Origin of the sequence: Glycomyces sp. NPDC049804 (assembly GCF_040674615.1) — a bacterium.
GTDB classification, from domain to species: Bacteria; Actinomycetota; Actinomycetes; order Mycobacteriales; family Micromonosporaceae; genus Glycomyces; species Glycomyces niveus.
In genome coordinates this window covers 314,633-332,519 of the sequence record NZ_JBFAMQ010000002.1, presented here as the reverse complement: position 1 = coordinate 332,519, position 17,887 = coordinate 314,633, and the positions used below count along the sequence as shown (strand labels likewise).

The window sequence follows — 17,887 nt, the reverse complement described above, 5'->3', positions numbered from 1 at the left end:
CCCTTGCGCCTGGACACCGCTTTGAGCGGCATGGTGGCCCTGTCAACTCCGGCAGCTCGGTCCCCGTGAGAGCCAGGCCAGGTTGCGTGCCTGCAAGATGGCGGGATCTGATCCCGTCGGCTGGCGTCATCGGCACGCATCCCTCGCACTGGGGGCTTCGTGAACACGGCTCTTTAGCCGGTCTCCGAGGAGATCGCTTCACGAACGCGTCTGAACTCGCTACGCGGCGGATCATCGGTCCGCCGGGCGCGGGTATGGGTCCGGAGAGACGCGACACGCCCGAACGCGGGGGACGGGAACCCACGCCGCTGAGCTGGGCCGTTATACGGCCGGAAGCAGGCGCGCGGGTGAACAGGTGACGCCGCACTGTCAGGAATACGCAACCGTCGACTGTTGAGAGGGGTTCGGCTCAGTGCCAACCATCCAGCAGCTGGTCCGGAACGGCCGCAAGGTCAAGACCAGCAAAACCAAGACGCCCGCGCTGAAGGGCAGCCCGCAGGCCCGCGGCGTGTGCACGCGCGTGTACACCACGACGCCGAAGAAGCCGAACTCGGCCATGCGCAAGGTCGCCCGCGTGCGCCTCATGAACGGCACCGAGGTCACCGCCTACATCCCGGGTGTGGGCCACAACCTGCAGGAGCACTCCATCGTGCTCGTGCGCGGCGGTCGTGTCCGCGACCTGCCCGGTGTCCGCTACAAGATCATCCGCGGCGCGCTCGACACCCAGGGTGTCCGCGACCGCAAGCAGGCCCGCAGCCGCTACGGCGCGAAGAAGGAGAAGTAAGCCATGCCGCGTAAAGGTCCCGCGCCGCGCCGGCCGCTTACCGCCGACCCGGTCTACAACTCGGTGCTCGTCACCCAGCTCATCAACAAGGTCCTCAAGGACGGCAAGCGCCGCCTCGCCGAGCGCATCGTCTACGAAGCCCTCGAGAACTGCCGCCAGAAGGCCGACTCGGACCCCGTGGTGATCCTCAAGCGCGCGCTCGACAACGTGAAGCCGACCCTCGAGGTCCGCTCCCGCCGCGTCGGTGGCGCCACCTACCAGGTCCCCGTGGACGTGCGCCCGCAGCGCGCCACCACGCTGGGCCTGCGCTGGCTCGTCGGCTACGCCCGCGACCGCCGTGAGAAGAGCATGGTCGAGCGTCTGACGAACGAGATCCTGGACGCTTCGAACGGCCTCGGCGCCGCGGTCAAGAAGCGCGAGGACACGCACAAGATGGCCGATTCCAACAAGGCATTCGCGCACTACCGCTGGTAGTCGCAGAGAGACTGAGAGATCGTGGCTAACAAAGCTAATGCGGAGCTCGCCAAGCTCCGCAACATCGGCATCATGGCCCACATCGACGCCGGCAAGACGACCACCACCGAGCGCATCCTGTACTACACGGGCGTGTCGCACAAGATCGGTGAGGTCCACGACGGCGCCGCGACCATGGACTGGATGGAGCAGGAGCAGGAGCGTGGTATCACCATCACCTCCGCCGCTACCAAGTGCTCCTGGGGCGACAACATCATCCAGATCATCGACACGCCCGGCCACGTCGACTTCACCGTCGAAGTGGAGCGCTCGCTGCGCGTGCTCGACTCCGCCATCGCCGTCTACGACGGTGTGGCCGGCGTGGAGCCGCAGACCGAGAACGTGTGGCGTCAGGCGAACAAGTACGACGTCCCGCGCATGTGCTTCGTCAACAAGCTCGACCGCACGGGCGCGAACTTCTTCCGCTGCGTCGAGATGATGCAGGACCGCCTCAACTCGAACACCGCGGTGATCCAGCTCCCGATCGGTAACGAGGCCGACTTCATCGGCGTCGTCGACCTGGTCGAGATGCACGCCAAGGTGTGGCGCGGCGAGACCGGTCTGGGCGAGAACTACGAGGTCGAGGAGATTCCCGCGGACCTGGCCGAGCAGGCCGAGGAGTACCGCGAGAAGCTCCTGGAGACCCTCTCGGACGTCGACGACGAGTTCGCCGAGCGCTTCCTGGAGGGCGAGGAGATCTCGGTCGCCGATGTCAAGGCCGCGATCCGCAAGGCCACCATCGCCAACCAGATCAACCCGGTGCTCTGCGGCACCGCGTTCAAGAACAAGGGCGTGCAGCCCCTGCTCGACGCGGTCGTGGACTACCTGCCGAGCCCGCTCGACATCCCGGCGATCCAGGGGACCCTCACCGACAACGAGACCCCGGCCGAGCGCCACCCGGACGTCGAGGAGCCCTTCGCGGGCCTCGCGTTCAAGATCCAGACCGACAAGCACCTCGGTCGACTCACCTACGTCCGGATCTACTCCGGCACGGTCGAGTCCGGCACTCAGGTCATCAACTCGACCAAGAGCCGCAAGGAGCGCATCGGCAAGATCTACCAGATGCACGCCAACAAGCGCGAAGAGCGCGGGTCGGCGCAGGCGGGCGACATCATCGCGGTGCAGGGCCTCAAGGGCACCACCACCGGTGACACGCTCTCCGACTCGAACAAGCAGGTCATCCTGGAGTCGATGATCTTCCCGGAGCCGGTTATCGACGTGGCCATCGAGCCGAAGTCGAAGGCCGACCAGGACAAGCTGGGCACCGCGATCCAGCGCCTGGCCGAGGAGGACCCGACCTTCCGCGTCAAGACCGACGAGGAGACCGGGCAGACCGTGCTCTCGGGCATGGGCGAGCTCCACCTCGACATCATGGTCGACCGCATCAAGCGGGAGTTCGGCGTCGAGGCGAACATCGGCAAGCCCCAGGTGGCCTACCGCGAGACCATCACCCAGCGGGTGGAGAAGGTCGAGTACCTGCACAAGAAGCAGACCGGTGGTTCCGGTCAGTTCGCGCGCGTGCTCGTCAACCTCGAGCCCCTGGAGATGAAGTCGAACGAGGACACCGTCTTCGAGTTCGACGACCAGATCTCCGGCGGTCGCATTCCGCGCGAGTACATCCCGTCGGTCAAGGCCGGCGCGGAGGACGCGCTGCCGGACGGCGTCCTGGCGGGCTTCCCGCTCGTGGGCGTCAAGATGGAACTGATCGACGGTCAGTACCACGAGGTCGACTCCTCGGAGATGGCCTTCAAGATCGCCGGCCGCATGGCGCTGAAGGAGGCCGCGAAGCGGGCTCGTCCGGTGCTGCTCGAGCCGGTGATGGCCGTCGAGGTCATCTGCCCGGAAGACAACATGGGCGACGTCATCGGCGACATCAACTCCCGCCGCGGCATGGTCCAGGAGATGGGCGAGCGCGGCAACGACCGCACGGTCGTGGCCAAGGTGCCGCTGTCCGAGATGTTCGGTTACGTCGGCGACCTGCGGTCGAAGACGGCCGGGCGTGCGAACTACTCGATGCAGTTCGACACCTACGCCGAAGTCCCGGCGAACGTCGCCAAGGAGATCATCGCCAAGGCGACAGGCGAGTAAGCGTTTCGGGCGCCCAAGCCTGGGCGCCCGGCGCTGACCACCTGTTGCCAGCAGAGGCGCTGAGTTCCAAAGCGACGCAATAGGTCAGATAAGTCAAACCAGATTTAACCAGTCCACAGGAGGACGAAGTGGCAAAGGCCAAGTTCGAGCGGAACAAGCCGCACGTCAACATCGGTACGCTCGGTCACGTCGACCACGGCAAGACCACGCTCACCGCGGCGATCACCAAGGTCCTGCACGACAAGTTCCCGGACCTGAACCCGTACACGCCGTTCGACGAGATCGACAACGCTCCCGAGGAGCGCCAGCGCGGTATCACCATCTCGATCTCGCACGTCGAGTACCAGACCGAGGCGCGTCACTACGCGCACGTCGACTGCCCCGGGCACGCCGACTACATCAAGAACATGATCACCGGTGCCGCTCAGATGGATGGCGCGATCCTGGTCGTGTCCGCCGCTGACGGCCCCATGCCGCAGACCCGCGAGCACGTCCTCCTCGCCCGCCAGGTCGGCGTTCCCTACGTGGTCGTGGCGCTCAACAAGTCCGACATGGTCGACGACGAGGAAATCCTCGAGCTCGTCGAGATGGAGGTCCGTGAGCTCCTGTCCGACCAGGGCTTCCCGGGCGACGACGCCCCGGTCGTCCAGGTCTCCGCCCTCGGCGCCCTCGAGGGCGAAGAGAAGTGGGTCAACGCCGTCGCCGACCTCATGCAGGCCGTCGACGACTCGGTCCCGGAGCCGGAGCGCGCCACCGACCTGCCGTTCCTCATGCCGATCGAGGACGTCTTCACCATCACCGGCCGCGGCACCGTCGTGACCGGTCGTGTGGAGCGCGGTGTGCTCCTCCCCAACGAGGAAGTCGAGATCGTCGGCATCCGCGAGGGCGCCATCACCACCAAGGTGACCGCCATCGAGATGTTCCGCAAGACCCTCGACGACGCGCGCGCCGGTGAGAACGTGGGCCTCCTGCTCCGCGGCACCAAGCGCGAAGAGGTCGAGCGCGGCATGGTCGTCGTCAAGCCTGGCACGACCACCCCGCACACCGACTTCGAGGCCGCGGTCTACATCCTCTCGAAGGACGAGGGCGGCCGCCACACGCCGTTCTTCAACAACTACCGTCCGCAGTTCTACTTCCGGACCACCGACGTGACCGGCGTCGTGACCCTCCCCGAGGGCACCGAGATGGTCATGCCGGGTGACAACACCGACATGAAGGTGGAGCTCATCCAGCCCATCGCCATGGACGAGGGTCTGCTCTTCGCGATCCGCGAGGGTGGCCGCACGGTCGGCTCCGGCCGCGTCACCAAGGTCCTCAAGTAAGACCTAGTGCCGGGGTGGCTCACCAGTGAGCCACCCCGGTTTACTTGCGTCTCACCGAGAACGCACTGTGACCGGGGATATCCTCCGGTCCGGCGGTCGAGACGCGGACACCACGCATACGCGTAACCTGTCCCACTGTTGCCCGACCCCAGCTTGCTGGGCGCATGGGGGAGCAGGCATAATATTCAGGTTGCGTACGCTCCGGCGTCCCCAGTGCTGTGCACTGCGCAGGACACCGGTGCTCACGCCCGGCCCGCGGGCCCGAGTAGGCACTTGCCGTGCTGAGAGGGACCGTTTCATGGCGGGCAGGCGGGCGAGCCAAAGAGACCAGCAGAAGGCACAGCTGTGCCCAAGTCAGTCTCGAACTCGCGACACGCCCGACCGCGTGGAGCGGTCTGAACAGCCAATTTACGTAAGGTTAGGACACATGGCGGGACAGAAGATCCGCATCAGGCTGAAGGCCTACGACCACGAGGTCGTGGACTCCTCGGCCCGCAAGATCGTGGAGACGGTCACCCGTACCGGTGCTGCCATCTCCGGGCCGGTGCCGCTGCCGACTGAGATCAACCGCTTCTGCGTGATCCGGTCGCCGCACAAGTACAAGGACTCGCGCGAGCACTTCGAGATGCGCACGCACAAGCGCCTCATCGACATTCTCGACCCGACCCCGAAGACGGTCGACTCGTTGATGCGCCTTGACCTCCCGGCCGGCGTCGACATCGAGATCAAGCTGTAGGGGACCAATGGACAGGCAGATCAAGGGAATCCTGGGCACCAAGCTCGGCATGACCCAGGTTTGGGACGAGAACGGCCGCGCCGTGCCCGTCACGGTGGTGCAGGCCGGACCGAACGTGGTCACCCAGGTTCGCAAGCCCGATGTCGACGGCTACTCGGCCGTGCAGCTGGGCTTCGGCGACATCAAACTCAAGAACGTGACCAAGCCGCTCCAGGGCCACTTCGAGAAGGCCGGCGTCGCTCCGCGTCGCCACCTCGTCGAACTGCGCACCTCGGACGCCGCCGACTACGACCTCGGCCAGACCGTCGAAGCGACGATCTTCGAATCCGGTCAGCTCGTGGACGTCACCGGCACCACCAAGGGCAAGGGCTTCGCCGGCGTCATGAAGCGCCACGGCTTCGGCGGTCTCCCCGCCAGCCACGGTGCGCACAAGGTCCACCGCGCCCCCGGTTCGATCGGTGGCTGCGCCACCCCGGGCCGCGTCTTCAAGGGCATGCGCATGGCCGGCCGGATGGGCCACGCCCGTCACACCACGCAGAACCTGCGCATCCAGGCGGTCGACGCCGAGCGCGGTCTGCTGCTCATCGTGGGCGCCATCCCCGGGCCGAAGAACGGCCTGGTGCTCGTCCGCACGGCAGTCAAGCAGGTGGCATAACCATGAGCCTCGAAATCAACGTCAAGAACGCCTCTGGCGCTGAGACCGGGAAGACCATCGAGCTCCCGGCGTCGATCTTCGACGTCGAGCCGAACATCCCGCTCATGCACCAGGTCGTCACGGCGCAGCTGGCCGCCGCCCGCACGGGCTCGGCCAAGACCAAGACCCGCGCGGAGGTCCGCGGCGGCGGCAAGAAGCCGTACCGCCAGAAGGGCACCGGTCGCGCCCGTCAGGGCTCGATCCGCGCGCCGCAGTTCACCGGCGGCGGCGTCGTCCACGGCCCGCAGCCGCGGTCGTTCGCCGAGCGGACCCCCAAGAAGATGAAGGCCGCCGCTCTCGCGGGCGCCCTCACCGACCGGGTCCGCGGTGACAACGTGCACGTCATCGACGCCTTCATCGAGGGCGACGAGCCCAAGCTGAAGACCGCGCAGGCCGCTCTGGCCGCGATCACCGAGTCCTCCAAGGTCCTGGTGGTGCTGACGCGCGACGAGCAGACCGCGGCCCTGAGCCTGCGGAACCTGCCCGAGGTGCACCTCCTCGACTGGGGCCAGGTCAACACCTACGACGTGCTCAACAACGAGGACATCGTGTTCAGCGAGGCCGCCATCGAGGCGTTCATCGCTGACCGGACTGAGCAGGAGGTCGCGGCGTGAGCGAAGTGACCGTCGCCGACCCGCGCGACATCATCATCAAGCCGGTCATCTCGGAGAAGACCTACACCCTCCTCGGCGAGGGCAAGTACACCTTCGAGGTCGACCCGCGCGCCAACAAGAGCCACATCAAGATCGCCGTCAAGCAGATCTTCAACGTGGACGTCAAGAGCGTCAACACCCTGAACCGGTCGGGCAAGCGCAAGCGCACCCGCACCGGCTGGGGTCAGCGCAAGAGTGTCAAGCACGCGATCATCACCGTGGAAGGCGACCCCGGTCGCCTGGGTGAGATCTTCGGCGGACAGATCTCGTAGGAGCAAGAAGCATGGCTATTCGCAAGTACAAGCCGACGACGCCCGGGCGTCGTGGCTCGAGCGTCTCCGACTTCGCCGAGATCACCCGTTCGACCCCCGAGAAGTCGCTGCTCCGCCCGATCTCCAAGACCGGCGGCCGCAACAACTCGGGCAAGATCTCGACCCGTCACCGCGGCGGCGGCCACAAGCGCCGTTACCGCGTGATCGACTTCCGTCGCCACGACAAGGACGGCATCCCCGCCAAGGTCGCGCACATCGAGTACGACCCGAACCGCACGGCGAACATCGCCCTCCTGCACTACGCGGACGGCGAGAAGCGCTACATCCTGGCCCCCAAGGGCATCAAGCAGGGTGACGTGATCGAGAACGGCCCGGAGGCCGACATCAAGCCCGGCAACTCGCTGGAGCTGCGTCACATCCCGGTCGGTACCACGGTCCACGCGGTGGAGCTCAAGCCGGGCGGCGGCGCCGCCCTCGGCCGCTCCGCGGGCGCCTCGATCCAGCTCCTCGCCCGTGAAGGCAAGTACGCGCACCTGCGCATGCCGTCCGGCGAGATCCGCCTGGTCCAGGTGACCTGCCGCGCCTCCATCGGCGAGGTCGGCAACGCCGAGCAGGGCAACATCAACTGGGGCAAGGCCGGCCGCATGCGCTGGAAGGGCTGGCGCCCGACCGTCCGCGGTGTCGTCATGAACCCGGTCGACCACCCGCACGGTGGTGGTGAAGGCCGTACGTCCGGTGGTCGCCACCCGGTGAACCCGCAGGGCAAGCCCGAGGGTCGCACCCGCAAGCGCAACCACCCGAACGACCGGCTCATCGTCCGTCGTCGCAATGTCAACCGGAAGCGAGGGAAGTAGTCCATGGCTCGCAGCCTCAAGAAGGGCCCGTTCATCGACGACCACCTGCAGAAGAAGGTGGACGTTGCGATCGAGACCAAGAGCAAGAACGTCATCAAGACGTGGTCGCGCCGTTCGACGATCACCCCGGACTTCATCGGGCTGACCTTCGGCGTGCACGACGGTCGCAAGCACGTTCCGGTCTACGTCACGGAGAACATGGTCGGGCACAAGCTCGGCGAGTTCGCTCCCACCCGCACGTTCCGCGGGCACGAGAAGGACGACCGGAAGAGCCGTCGCCGCTAGGCCACGGGCTATGAGAAACGAACGAAGGATTTAGAACGATGGCAACAGTGGAGCAGGAGGCTCCGAAGGCGCGCGCGGTGGCGCGGTACGTCCGCGTAGCTCCCCGCAAGGCGCGCCGCGTCGTCGACCTCGTGCGTGGTCTGCCCGTGGACGAGGCCTTGACGACCCTCGAGTTCGCGCCCTTCAGCGCGGCCGAGATCGTGTACAAGGTCATCGCGTCGGCTCAGGCGAACGCCGAGAACAACCTCGGTCTGGACCCGGAGTCGCTCCTGGTGTCCGAGATCAAGGTCGACGAGGGCCCGACCATGCGCCGGTACCGTCCGCGCGCCCACGGTCGCGCCTACCGGATCAACAAGCGCACCAGCCACATCACCGTGGTGGTCGAGTCGGTCCAGGCCAAGCAGTCCGCTTCTCCCTCGGTCCGCCGGCCCAAGGCCGCCGCGCCGAAGCCGGTGGAGGCCGACGTGAAGTCCGAGAACGCTGAGAAGGAGGAGACCGCCTAATGGGTCAGAAAATCCACCCGCACGGGTACCGCCTCGGCATCAGCGCCGACTGGACGTCGCGTTGGTACGCCGACAAGGAGTACGCCGACTACGTCGGGGAAGACGTCAAGATCCGCCAGCTCATGACCAAGGGTCTCGAGCGCGCCGGCATCAGCAAGGTCGACATCGAGCGCACCCGCGAGCGGGTCCGCGTCGACATCCACACCGCCCGCCCGGGCATCGTCATCGGCCGCAAGGGCGCCGAGGCCGATCGTCTGCGCGGCAACCTGGAGAAGCTGACCGGCAAGCAGGTCCAGCTGAACATCATCGAGGTCAAGAACCCCGACATCGATGCGCAGCTCGTCGCCCAGGGCGTCGCGGAGCAGCTGTCCAGCCGTGTCAACTTCCGTCGCGCGATGCGCAAGGCCATTCAGTCGGCCATGCGCAACCCGACCGTGAAGGGCATCAAGGTGCAGTGCTCGGGCCGCCTCGGCGGCGCCGAGATGAGCCGTTCCGAGCAGTACCGCGAGGGCCAGGTCCCGCTGCACACGCTGCGCGCGAACATCGACTACGGCCTGTTCGAGGCCGCCACGACCTTCGGCCGCATCGGCGTGAAGGTGTGGATCTACAAGGGTGAGGCCACGCTCAAGGAGCAGGCCGAGCAGGTGCAGCGTCGCCGGGACTCCGGTCCCGACCGCGGCGGCCGTGGTGGCCGCGGCGGAGCCGGCGCCGCCCGTGGCGGACGCGGCCGTGGCGGCCGTGGCGCCGCTCAGCCTGCCGAGGCCGCCGTCGCCGCGCCCGCCGCTGAGACCGAGAAGCAGGAGGGCTAAGCGACATGCTCATGCCACGGAAACCGCCGCGCGGTTACCGGAAGCCTCACGCTCCGAAGCGCAAGGGCAAGGCCACTCGCGGCACGAAGGTCTCCTTCGGCGAGTACGGCATCCAGGCGCTGGAGCACAGCTACGTGACCAACCGGCAGATCGAGTCCGCTCGTATCGCCATGACCCGCCACATCAAGCGTGGCGGCAAGGTCTGGATCACGATCTTCCCGGACCGTGCGATCACGAAGAAGCCGGCCGAGACCCGTCAGGGTTCCGGTAAGGGTTCGCCCGAGTTCTGGGTCGCCAACGTCAAGCCCGGCCGCGTCATGTTCGAGCTGTCGTACCCGACCGAGGAGATCGCCCACGAGGCGCTCCAGCGGGCGATCCACAAGCTCCCGATGAAGTGCCGCATCGTCTCTCGTGAAGGGGCAGGTGAGTAGTCATGGCTACTGGTATCGACACCGGTGAGCTGCGCGAGCTCAACGACAAGGAACTCCAGGCGAAGCTCGTGGAGAAGAAGGAAGAACTGTTCAACCTGCGGGTCCGCAACGCGACGGGCCAGCTGGAGAACAACCACGAGCTCGGTCTGGTCCGCAAGGAGATCGCGCGGATCTACACCGTCATGAACGAGCGCCGGCTGGGCCTCAGCGCCGCGCCGGAGGAGGTTGAGAAGTGAGCGAGGAAACTCAGACTCGCGGCCGGCGCAAGGTGCTTGAGGGCATGGTCGTCGGCGACAAGATGGACAAGACCGCTGTCGTCGAGGTCGAAGACCGCAAGAAGCACCCGCTGTACGGCAAGGTCATCAGGTCCAACAAGAAGTACAAGGCTCACGACGAGAACAACGAGGCCGGGATCGGCGACCGCGTCTCCATCATGGAGACCCGTCCGCTGTCCAAGACCAAGCGTTGGCGCATCGTCGAGATCCTCGAGAAGGCGAAGTAGGAGGATCGGGACGTGATTCAGCAAGAGTCGCGGCTCAAGGTCGCCGACAACACCGGTGCGCGGGAGATCCTGTGCATCCGTGTCCTCGGCGGCTCCGGCCGACGCTACGCCGGTATCGGCGACACGATCGTGGCCTCCGTCAAGGACGCCAACCCGGGTGCCGGGGTGAAGAAGGGTGACGTCGTCAAGGCGGTCATCGTTCGCACGGTCAAGGAGACGCGCCGTCCCGACGGCACGTACATCAAGTTCGACGAGAACGCCGCCGTCCTCGTCAAGGACGGCGAACCGCGAGGGACCCGTATCTTCGGGCCGGTCGCCCGCGAGCTGCGCGACAAGCAGTTCATGAAGATCATCTCCCTCGCACCGGAGGTGCTGTAAGAGATGAAGATCAAGAAGGGCGACCGAGTCCGCGTCATCGCCGGCAAGGACAAGGGTGCCGAGGGACTGGTGCTGGAGGCGTACCCCGACCGCGAGCGCGTGCTCGTCGAGGGCGTCAACCGCATCACCAAGCACACCAAGGCCGGGCAGACCGCGCGCGGTTCGAGGACCGGTGGCATCGTGGTGCAGGAAGCCGCGATCCACGTCTCGAACGTGCAGGTCCTGGACGCCGACAACCAGCCCACCCGCGTGGGCTACCGGTTCGGCGACGACGGCCGCAAGGTCCGTGTTTCGAAGCGGACGGGTAAGGACCTGTAATGACCGACGTTGCAGAGAAGGTGCAGCCCCGCCTCAAGGAGACTTACCGCTCCGAGATCCGGCCGGCGCTGCAGGACCAGTTCAAGTACGTCAACATCCACCAGATCCCCGGTCTGACGAAGATCGTGGTGAACATGGGTGTCGGCGAGGCCGCTCGCGACTCGAAGCTCATCAACGGCGCGCTCGAGGACCTGACCACCATCACCGGTCAGAAGCCCCTCGTCCGCCGGGCGAAGAAGTCGATCGCGCAGTTCAAGCTGCGCGAGGGCCAGGCGATCGGCGCGAAGGTGACCCTCCGCGGCGACCGCATGTGGGAGTTCCTCGACCGCCTCCTGGCGATCGCGCTGCCGCGCATCCGCGACTTCCGCGGTCTCTCGGACCAGCAGTTCGACGGCAACGGGAACTACACCTTCGGTCTCACCGAGCAGAGCGTGTTCCCCGAGATCGACCAGGACAAGATCGACCGGGTTCGCGGTATGGACATCACGCTGGTGACCACCGCGAAGACCGACGACGAAGGCCGGGCGTTCCTGAAGCTGCTCGGCTTCCCGTTCAAGGAGAACGACTAATGGCGAAGAAAGCCCTCATCGCGAAGGCCAAGCGGAAGCCGAAGTTCGCCGTGCGCGCCTACACCCGCTGCCAGAAGTGCGGCCGGCCGAAGGCCGTCTACCGCAAGTTCGGCCTGTGCCGCGTCTGCGTGCGCGACATGGCCCACGCGGGTGAACTCCCGGGCGTCCACAAGGCCTCCTGGTAAACCCAGGCCTACAGCTCCGATCGCCACAGGCCCCGCCATGGTTCACAAGGCGGGGAACCGGGGTGAGAAAGGTACACAACGCAAATGACAATGACCGACCCGATCGCAGACATGCTGACCCGTCTGCGGAACGCCAACCAGGCGTACCACGACCAGCTCACGATGCCGCACTCCAAGATGAAGGCTTCCATCGCGGAAGTCCTCAAGCAGGAGGGCTACATCGCCGAGTGGCGCGTCGAGGACCCTGAAGAGGGCAAAGTCGGCAAGACCTTGGTCATCGACCTGAAGTTCGGCGAGCGCCGCGAGCGGTCCCTGGCGGGCCTGCGCCGCGTCTCCAAGCCGGGCCTGCGGGTCTACGCCAAGTCCACTGAGCTGCCGCGCGTCCTCGGCGGCCTGGGTGTGGCCATCGTGTCCACGTCCCAGGGCCTGCTGACGGACCGTCAGGCTCGCAAGCGCGGCGTGGGCGGCGAAGTCATCGCCTACGTCTGGTAGCAGGAGGGTATAAGCATGTCCCGCATTGGGAAGCAGCCGATTCTGGTGCCCTCCGGCGTCGACGTCAAGATCGACGGTGCGACGGTGACCGTGAAGGGCCCCAAGGGCCAGCTCAGCATCGAGCTGCCCGAGCCGATCGGCATCGAGAAGAACGAGGACGGGTCGGTCTCGATCACCCGCCCCAACGACGAGCGCAAGTCCCGGGCCCTCCACGGCCTGGCGCGGAGCCTCGTCAACAACCTGGTCGTCGGCGTCTCGGAGGGCTACAAGAAGTCCCTCGAGATCAACGGCACCGGTTACCGGGCCGTCGCCAAGGGCAAGGGCGTGGAGATGAGCCTCGGCTTCTCCCACACCATCCAGGTGGACGCCCCGGAGGGCATCTCGTTCACGGTCGAGAAGCCGACCCTGCTGCACGTCGAGGGTATCGACAAGCAGCTCGTCGGCCAGGTCGCGTCGAACATCCGCCGACTGCGTCCGCCGGAGCCCTACAAGGGCAAGGGCGTGAAGTACGTCGACGAGCGCATCCGCCGCAAGGCCGGTAAGGCAGGTAAGTAATGGCTAGCAAACTCGAAAACCGCCGCCCCTCCGGGTCGGTGTCCGAGCGCCGCCGGATCGGCAAGAACCGCCGCCACTTCCGCGGCCGCAAGAAGATCACGGGCACGGCCGCTCAGCCGCGTCTCGCGGTCTTCCGGTCCTCGAAGCACATCGTGGCCCAGGTCATCGACGACGTGACGGGCCACACGCTGGCCGCCGCGTCGACGGTGGAGCCCGGTCTGCGCGCCTTCGAGGGCGACAAGACCGCGAAGTCCAAGGAAGTCGGTCGGCTCGTCGCCGAGCGCGCCAAGGCCGCGGGCGTCGAAGCGGTCGTGTTCGACCGCGGCGGTGTCAAGTACCACGGCCGCGTCGCGGCCCTGGCCGACGCCGCCCGTGAGAACGGCCTGAAGTTCTAAGTCCTTAGAACGGCTTGTGAAGCCGGGTGGAGCCATGGCTCCACCCGGCTTTTCGCGTCCCCGCGAACGATGCGCGCGGCACGCCGCCGGAGCTAGAATGTCATCACTGACACCTGGTATTACCTACCCTGGGGAGGTGACAACAATGGGAATGCTCATGAACACCAAGGGCCAGGTCACCGTGCCTGCCGACATCCGCGCCGAGCACGGCTGGCGTCCAGGGGACGAGTTCGAATTCGTCGTGATCGACGGGCAGGTCGTGCTCAGGGCCATCACGGACCCACGATCCCGGGCGGAAAAGGTCGTCCGGCGTATGCTGGGAGCGGGCACCGCGAACATGGACAAGACCACCGACGAGCTCATGGCGATGCTGCGTGATGATTGAGTCGGCGCACACGCTCGTGGACTCGAACGTGCTGCTCGATATCGCGGGCGAAGAGTCCCAATGGCGGGAGTGGTCGCGCGAGGCGCTCACTGACGCGCTGGTTGACGGCACCGTAGTCATCAACCAGCTGGTCTTGGCCGAGATCTCAGTGCGGTTCGAGTCGGTGGGGCAGCTCGAAGCCTTCCTCCCGATGCAATCCTTCGAGCGCGAGAACCTTCCTTGGGAGGCGGCGTTCCTCGCGGGCAAGGCATTCGCGCTGTACAAGCGAAGGGGCGGGACGAAGCGCGCCCCGATGCCCGACTTCTATATCGGGGCGCACGCCGCGGTGCGCGGGTATCGCCTGCTTACCCGGGACACTGCCCGCTTCACGAGTTACTTCCCCAAGCTCGATGTGATCGGACCCGATTAGTCAAGGCTGCCGGGAGGAGCATCGCTCCTTCCCGGCTTTCGCCGTCTTCGGTGTGATTCGCGGCGGTTCGTACGCGGGTCGCCCTTGCGAGTGTGCCGGGGCTGGGTCAGGATGGGCGGGTGCGTTCCCCGAAGCTCTCCCGCAAGACCGTGCTCGTCTCGAGTGTCGCCGGGGCCTTCGCGGTCGTCGGCGGCGGCGCCGTGATCGCCGAGGCGGCCTCGCGGCGGGGCGAGGACGAACCCGAGGAGCCCGCGGTGACGCCTGACTGGGTCGAGGAGCGGCTGGCGTCGATGTCCCTCGCGGACAAGGTCGGCCAGTTGTTCGTCGTTTATGTGCACGGGGAGTCGGCCGATACCGACCAGGTCGACGCGGTCGCCTCGAACCGGCAGCGCCTCGGCGAGGACAACGGCGCAGCGTTCGTGGCGGCCTACAAGCCGGGCGGGATCATCTACTTCGACTGGGCCAACGGCCTGTCCGATCCTGACCAGATCGCGGCGCTCTCGGCGGGCCTGCAGGAGGCCGCGGAGACCCCGCTGTTCATCGCCACGGACCAGGAGTACGGGACCGTGGTGCGGATCGGGGCGCCCGCGACGCAGTTCCCCGGCGCGATGCCGCTGGGCGCGACCCGGGACACGGAGGCCGCGGGCCGGGCCGCCGAGGCGGCGGCCGTGGAGCTGCGGGCGATGGGCCTCAACCTGAACTTCGCGCCCGACGCGGACGTGAACGTGGACCCCGCGAACCCGGTGATCGGGGTGCGGTCCTTCGGCTCCGACCCCGCGCTCGTCGCCGAGTTCACGACCGCGCAGGTGGGCGGCTACCAGGCCGGGGGTGTGGCGGTGTCCGCCAAGCACTTCCCGGGTCACGGCGACACCGGCACGGACAGCCACCTGGGGCTGCCGGTCATCACGCACACCGCCGAGGAGTGGGAGCGGATCGACGCGCCGCCGTTCACGGCCGCGATCGCGGCCGGGACCGACATGGTCATGAGCGGCCACCTGCAGTTCCCGGCCCTCGACGAGTCGCTGCGGCCGGCGACGCTCTCGGCGCCGATCCTCACCGGCCTGCTGCGCGAGCGGCTGGGCTTCGACGGCGTGGTGGTCACCGACTCCCTCGAGATGGAGGGCGTGCGCACCGAGTTCGGCGACGAGCGGGTGCCGGTGCTGGCGCTGGAGGCCGGGGTGGACCTGCTGCTGATGCCGCCGAACTTCCCGCTCGCACACCAGGCGGTGCTCGACGCGGTCGAGGCGGGGGAGTTGACCGAGGAGCGCATCGACGCCTCGGTGCGCCGGATCCTCGCGCTCAAGCTCGCTCGCGGCATCATTGAAGGCCCGGCCGATCAGGAGACGAGCGTGGTCGGCTCGGACGAGCACCGGCACGTCGCCGCCGACATCGCCGACCGCTCGATCACGCTGCTGGCCAACGACGGGACGCTGCCGCTCGCGGCCGGGAACGTCCTGGTGACCGGCTGGGGCGAGAACACCACCGCCCGGCTCGCCGAATCCCTCAACGCCGAAGGGCTGCAAGCGGAAACGCTGCTCACCGGCGAAGCCCCCGACGCCGACCGAATCAAGGCCGCGGTCGCCGCGGCCGCGGGCCGCGACCTCGTCGTGGTCGTCACGTACCAGGTGGAAGCCGGTGGCGCGCAGGCGGATCTGGTGGCCGAGCTGCTGAAGGCGAACGCCCGCGTGGTCACCGCCGCCGTCGGCACGCCCTACGACGCCGCGCGACTGCCCGCGGTCAACGCGAGCCTGGCGACCTACTCGTACACGACGGCTTCCCTCGCGTCCCTGGCGAAGGTGATCACCGGGGCGCTCGACCCGAGCGGCACGCTGCCGGTCGACGTGCCGGGGCCGGACGGCGCGATCGCGTACGCCTTCGGGCACGGCCTGCACTACACGTAGCCGTTCACTTGCGCGTAGTAGAAAGTTATTTTCACACGCTTGACTCCCTGTGGAATTTATCTTCATACTGGGTGCCGGGTGCAAAACCGTGCACTCCCCCCAATCCACTGATCTCCTCACAAGCAGGGAGTAATAGTGAAGCTTTCCCCCACCCTCAACCGACCCCGCAGCCCCCGCCGCGGCCTCCGCGCCGCCGTCGTCCTCTTCACGGCCGCGGTGCTCACCGCCGCCGGACTCGCCGTCGCGAGCCCGGCGCAGGCGCAGACCCGCATCGCCGGGATCGACGTCTCCAACTACCAGGGCGCCATCAACTGGACCTCCGTCCGGAACTCCGGCGTCCAGTGGGCGTACATCAAGGCCACCGAGGGCACCACCTACAAGGACCCGCGGTTCAACACGAACTACCCGGCCGCGCACGCCGCCGGCGTCATCCGCGGCGCGTACCACTTCGCCCGCCCCAACTCCTCCAGCGGCACCGCCCAGGCGGACTACTTCGCCAGCAACGGCGGCGCGTGGTCGGCCGACGGCCTGACCCTGCCCGGCGCGGTCGACCTGGAGGCCCCGCCCTCGGGCGCGGCCTGCTACGGCCTCACCACCACCCAGATGCGCACCTGGATCACCGACTTCTACAACCGGTACAAGACCCGCACCGGCCGCGACGTGGTCATCTACACGACCGCCTCGTGGTGGAACACCTGCACCGGCTCGTGGACCGGCATGGCCTCCAAGAGCCCGCTGTGGATCGCGCACTGGGGCGCCGCGGCCCCGACGCTCCCGGCCGGCTGGAGCAGCACGACCTGGACGTTCTGGCAGTACACCGCGACCGGTTCGGTCCCGGGGATCTCCGGCAACGTCGACCGCGACCACTTCAACGGCGCGAGGGACCGCCTCATCGCCCTCGCCAACAACACTTAGCCCGCACCAGTGCAAGGCGGGGGCCCACAAGGCCCCCGCCTTCGTCGTGCTCAGGCCCGCTGGCGTCCCGACACGGCCGCCGCGGTCGCGGCGAGGGCCTTCGCGGTCCGCTTGCGCTGCTTGGCCGCCACTCCCACGAAGAGGCAGTCGACGACCATGAGCTGGGCGATGCGGCTGACCGTGGCCCCGGAGCGGAACGTGGTCTCGCGGGCGGCCGTGGTCAGGACCAGGTCGGCGGCCTTCGCCAGCGGGGACCGCGCGTGGTTGGTGATCGCGATCGTGGTCGCCTCGCGGTCGCGGGCGGACTCCAGGAACTCGACGGTCTCGGTGGTGGCCCCCGAGTGGGAGATCGCGACGGCGACGTCCTTGGGGCCGGCGAGCGCGGTGGCGACGAGCGCGGCGTGCACGTCGGGCCAGGAGTACGCGGTGGCGCCGATGCGGTGGAGCTTCTTGACGAGGTCGGCGGCGACGATCCCGGAGGCCTCGACGCCGAAGACGTCGATCCGGCCCGCGCCCGCGAGGGCGGCGACGGCCGCTTCGCAGGCGGCCGTGTCGAGGGCGGCGGCGGTGTCGGTGATCGCGCCCATGTCGGCGTAGCTGACGGTGGCGATGATGCGGGACATGTCGGCGCCCGTGGGGATGTCGCCGCCCGCGATCTCGCGGTCCGGGCCCTCTCCGGTGCCGATGACGGCCTGCGCGGCCCGCATGCGAAGCTCTCGGTGCCCGGCGAGGCCGAGGGAGCGGCAGAACCGCACCACCGTGGCCTCGGAGGTGCCCGCGGCGCGGGCGAGTTCGGTGATCGTGCGGGTCGAGGCGGCCTCGGGCTCGCGGATGATCTCTTGGGCGACCTTGGTCTCCGCCTTCGACAGCGAGGGCAGGACGGATTTGATGAGCACCAGGAGGTTGGGCGTGTCGGTGCGGCTGGCAGGCATGACGAGA

General features: G+C 67.6%; 27 protein-coding genes. 26 read left to right on the top strand and 1 reads right to left on the bottom strand.

The features are described from left to right. Window positions 1-412: 412 nt before the first annotated feature. The 26 genes from rpsL to AB0K52_RS03945 all read left to right on the top strand — a co-directional run bounded on the left by rpsL (window position 413) and on the right by AB0K52_RS03945 (window position 16,948). Window positions 413-784, top strand: a complete 372-nt coding sequence (gene rpsL / locus AB0K52_RS04070; RefSeq protein ID WP_136528419.1) for a 30S ribosomal protein S12 — start codon at window positions 413-415, stop codon at window positions 782-784. Between the two features lie 3 nt (window positions 785-787). Next, entirely contained in the window at window positions 788-1,258 is a 471-nt protein-coding gene (gene rpsG / locus AB0K52_RS04065) for a 30S ribosomal protein S7 (protein ID WP_106361877.1), read from the top strand. 18 nt (window positions 1,259-1,276) lie between these two features. Further along, window positions 1,277-3,385 carry an elongation factor G gene (gene fusA, locus AB0K52_RS04060; protein WP_363526168.1) on the top strand — a complete coding sequence of 703 codons (2,109 nt, stop codon included), beginning with the start codon at window positions 1,277-1,279 and terminating at the stop codon, window positions 3,383-3,385. A gap of 128 nt (window positions 3,386-3,513) precedes the next feature. Beyond that, window positions 3,514-4,707 carry an elongation factor Tu gene (tuf, locus tag AB0K52_RS04055; protein ID WP_208496275.1) on the top strand — a complete coding sequence of 398 codons (1,194 nt, stop codon included), beginning with the start codon at window positions 3,514-3,516 and terminating at the stop codon, window positions 4,705-4,707. 427 nt (window positions 4,708-5,134) lie between these two features. Further along, complete coding sequence (rpsJ, locus tag AB0K52_RS04050; RefSeq protein WP_026922761.1) at window positions 5,135-5,443, top strand: 30S ribosomal protein S10; 309 nt, start codon at window positions 5,135-5,137, stop codon at window positions 5,441-5,443. A gap of 7 nt (window positions 5,444-5,450) precedes the next feature. Beyond that, on the top strand, window positions 5,451-6,098 hold the full coding sequence (gene rplC / locus AB0K52_RS04045; protein ID WP_208496276.1) for a 50S ribosomal protein L3: 648 nt from the start codon (window positions 5,451-5,453) through the stop codon (window positions 6,096-6,098). Between the two features lie 2 nt (window positions 6,099-6,100). After that, window positions 6,101-6,751 (top strand): 50S ribosomal protein L4, encoded by a 651-nt coding sequence (gene rplD / locus AB0K52_RS04040; RefSeq protein ID WP_363525823.1) that lies wholly within the window; start codon window positions 6,101-6,103, stop codon window positions 6,749-6,751. After that, entirely contained in the window at window positions 6,748-7,062 is a 315-nt protein-coding gene (gene rplW, locus AB0K52_RS04035) for a 50S ribosomal protein L23 (protein ID WP_208496278.1), read from the top strand. The genes rplD and rplW overlap by 4 nt, the downstream gene beginning before the upstream one ends. 11 nt (window positions 7,063-7,073) lie before the next feature. Beyond that, on the top strand, window positions 7,074-7,916 hold the full coding sequence (gene rplB, locus AB0K52_RS04030; RefSeq protein WP_208496279.1) for a 50S ribosomal protein L2: 843 nt from the start codon (window positions 7,074-7,076) through the stop codon (window positions 7,914-7,916). Between the two features lie 3 nt (window positions 7,917-7,919). Further along, the gene (gene rpsS, locus AB0K52_RS04025) at window positions 7,920-8,201 is read left to right on the top strand and encodes a 30S ribosomal protein S19 (RefSeq protein WP_208496280.1); all 282 of its coding nucleotides are present in this window, start codon (window positions 7,920-7,922) and stop codon (window positions 8,199-8,201) included. 38 nt (window positions 8,202-8,239) lie between these two features. Continuing rightward, entirely contained in the window at window positions 8,240-8,704 is a 465-nt protein-coding gene (gene rplV, locus AB0K52_RS04020) for a 50S ribosomal protein L22 (RefSeq protein ID WP_208496281.1), read from the top strand. Beyond that, window positions 8,704-9,513, top strand: coding sequence for a 30S ribosomal protein S3 (gene rpsC, locus AB0K52_RS04015; RefSeq protein WP_208496282.1), 810 nt, complete (start codon window positions 8,704-8,706; stop codon window positions 9,511-9,513). Before rplV ends, rpsC begins: the two co-directional genes overlap by 1 nt. Before the next feature lie 5 nt (window positions 9,514-9,518). Then, a complete protein-coding gene (rplP, locus tag AB0K52_RS04010) occupies window positions 9,519-9,944 on the top strand; it encodes a 50S ribosomal protein L16 (RefSeq protein WP_136528409.1) in 426 nt (141 codons plus the stop codon). 2 nt (window positions 9,945-9,946) lie between these two features. Beyond that, entirely contained in the window at window positions 9,947-10,180 is a 234-nt protein-coding gene (rpmC, locus tag AB0K52_RS04005) for a 50S ribosomal protein L29 (RefSeq protein WP_205326516.1), read from the top strand. Continuing rightward, window positions 10,177-10,446: a 30S ribosomal protein S17 gene (gene rpsQ / locus AB0K52_RS04000; RefSeq protein WP_208496284.1), complete on the top strand. Its 270-nt coding sequence runs from the start codon at window positions 10,177-10,179 to the stop codon at window positions 10,444-10,446. The genes rpmC and rpsQ overlap by 4 nt, the downstream gene beginning before the upstream one ends. Before the next feature lie 12 nt (window positions 10,447-10,458). Continuing rightward, window positions 10,459-10,824: a 50S ribosomal protein L14 gene (gene rplN, locus AB0K52_RS03995; RefSeq protein ID WP_208496285.1), complete on the top strand. Its 366-nt coding sequence runs from the start codon at window positions 10,459-10,461 to the stop codon at window positions 10,822-10,824. Window positions 10,825-10,827: 3 nt separating this feature from the next. Then, on the top strand, window positions 10,828-11,142 hold the full coding sequence (rplX, locus tag AB0K52_RS03990; RefSeq protein ID WP_208496286.1) for a 50S ribosomal protein L24: 315 nt from the start codon (window positions 10,828-10,830) through the stop codon (window positions 11,140-11,142). Next, window positions 11,142-11,711, top strand: coding sequence for a 50S ribosomal protein L5 (gene rplE, locus AB0K52_RS03985; RefSeq protein WP_208496287.1), 570 nt, complete (start codon window positions 11,142-11,144; stop codon window positions 11,709-11,711). The genes rplX and rplE overlap by 1 nt, the downstream gene beginning before the upstream one ends. Then, entirely contained in the window at window positions 11,711-11,896 is a 186-nt protein-coding gene (locus AB0K52_RS03980) for a type Z 30S ribosomal protein S14 (RefSeq protein ID WP_030155111.1), read from the top strand. Before rplE ends, AB0K52_RS03980 begins: the two co-directional genes overlap by 1 nt. Before the next feature lie 84 nt (window positions 11,897-11,980). Continuing rightward, window positions 11,981-12,388, top strand: coding sequence for a 30S ribosomal protein S8 (gene rpsH / locus AB0K52_RS03975; protein ID WP_208496288.1), 408 nt, complete (start codon window positions 11,981-11,983; stop codon window positions 12,386-12,388). 15 nt (window positions 12,389-12,403) lie between these two features. Next, window positions 12,404-12,943, top strand: a complete 540-nt coding sequence (gene rplF, locus AB0K52_RS03970) for a 50S ribosomal protein L6 (protein WP_363525813.1) — start codon at window positions 12,404-12,406, stop codon at window positions 12,941-12,943. Then, complete coding sequence (rplR, locus tag AB0K52_RS03965; protein WP_208496290.1) at window positions 12,943-13,338, top strand: 50S ribosomal protein L18; 396 nt, start codon at window positions 12,943-12,945, stop codon at window positions 13,336-13,338. The genes rplF and rplR overlap by 1 nt, the downstream gene beginning before the upstream one ends. A 145-nt stretch (window positions 13,339-13,483) precedes the next feature. Then, window positions 13,484-13,723, top strand: coding sequence for an AbrB/MazE/SpoVT family DNA-binding domain-containing protein (locus tag AB0K52_RS03960; protein ID WP_363525810.1), 240 nt, complete (start codon window positions 13,484-13,486; stop codon window positions 13,721-13,723). Next, window positions 13,716-14,132, top strand: a complete 417-nt coding sequence (locus AB0K52_RS03955) for a type II toxin-antitoxin system VapC family toxin (protein WP_363526165.1) — start codon at window positions 13,716-13,718, stop codon at window positions 14,130-14,132. Before AB0K52_RS03960 ends, AB0K52_RS03955 begins: the two co-directional genes overlap by 8 nt. Window positions 14,133-14,251: 119 nt before the next feature. Next, window positions 14,252-16,033, top strand: coding sequence for a glycoside hydrolase family 3 N-terminal domain-containing protein (locus tag AB0K52_RS03950; RefSeq protein ID WP_363525807.1), 1,782 nt, complete (start codon window positions 14,252-14,254; stop codon window positions 16,031-16,033). Between the two features lie 135 nt (window positions 16,034-16,168). Next, window positions 16,169-16,948 (top strand): lysozyme, encoded by a 780-nt coding sequence (locus tag AB0K52_RS03945; protein ID WP_363525805.1) that lies wholly within the window; start codon window positions 16,169-16,171, stop codon window positions 16,946-16,948. A 50-nt stretch (window positions 16,949-16,998) separates the two neighbouring features. On the opposite strand, the gene AB0K52_RS03940 is transcribed toward AB0K52_RS03945, so the two are convergent. Continuing rightward, window positions 16,999-17,880, bottom strand: a complete 882-nt coding sequence (locus AB0K52_RS03940) for a MurR/RpiR family transcriptional regulator (RefSeq protein ID WP_363525802.1) — start codon at window positions 17,878-17,880, stop codon at window positions 16,999-17,001. Window positions 17,881-17,887: the final 7 nt, after the last annotated feature.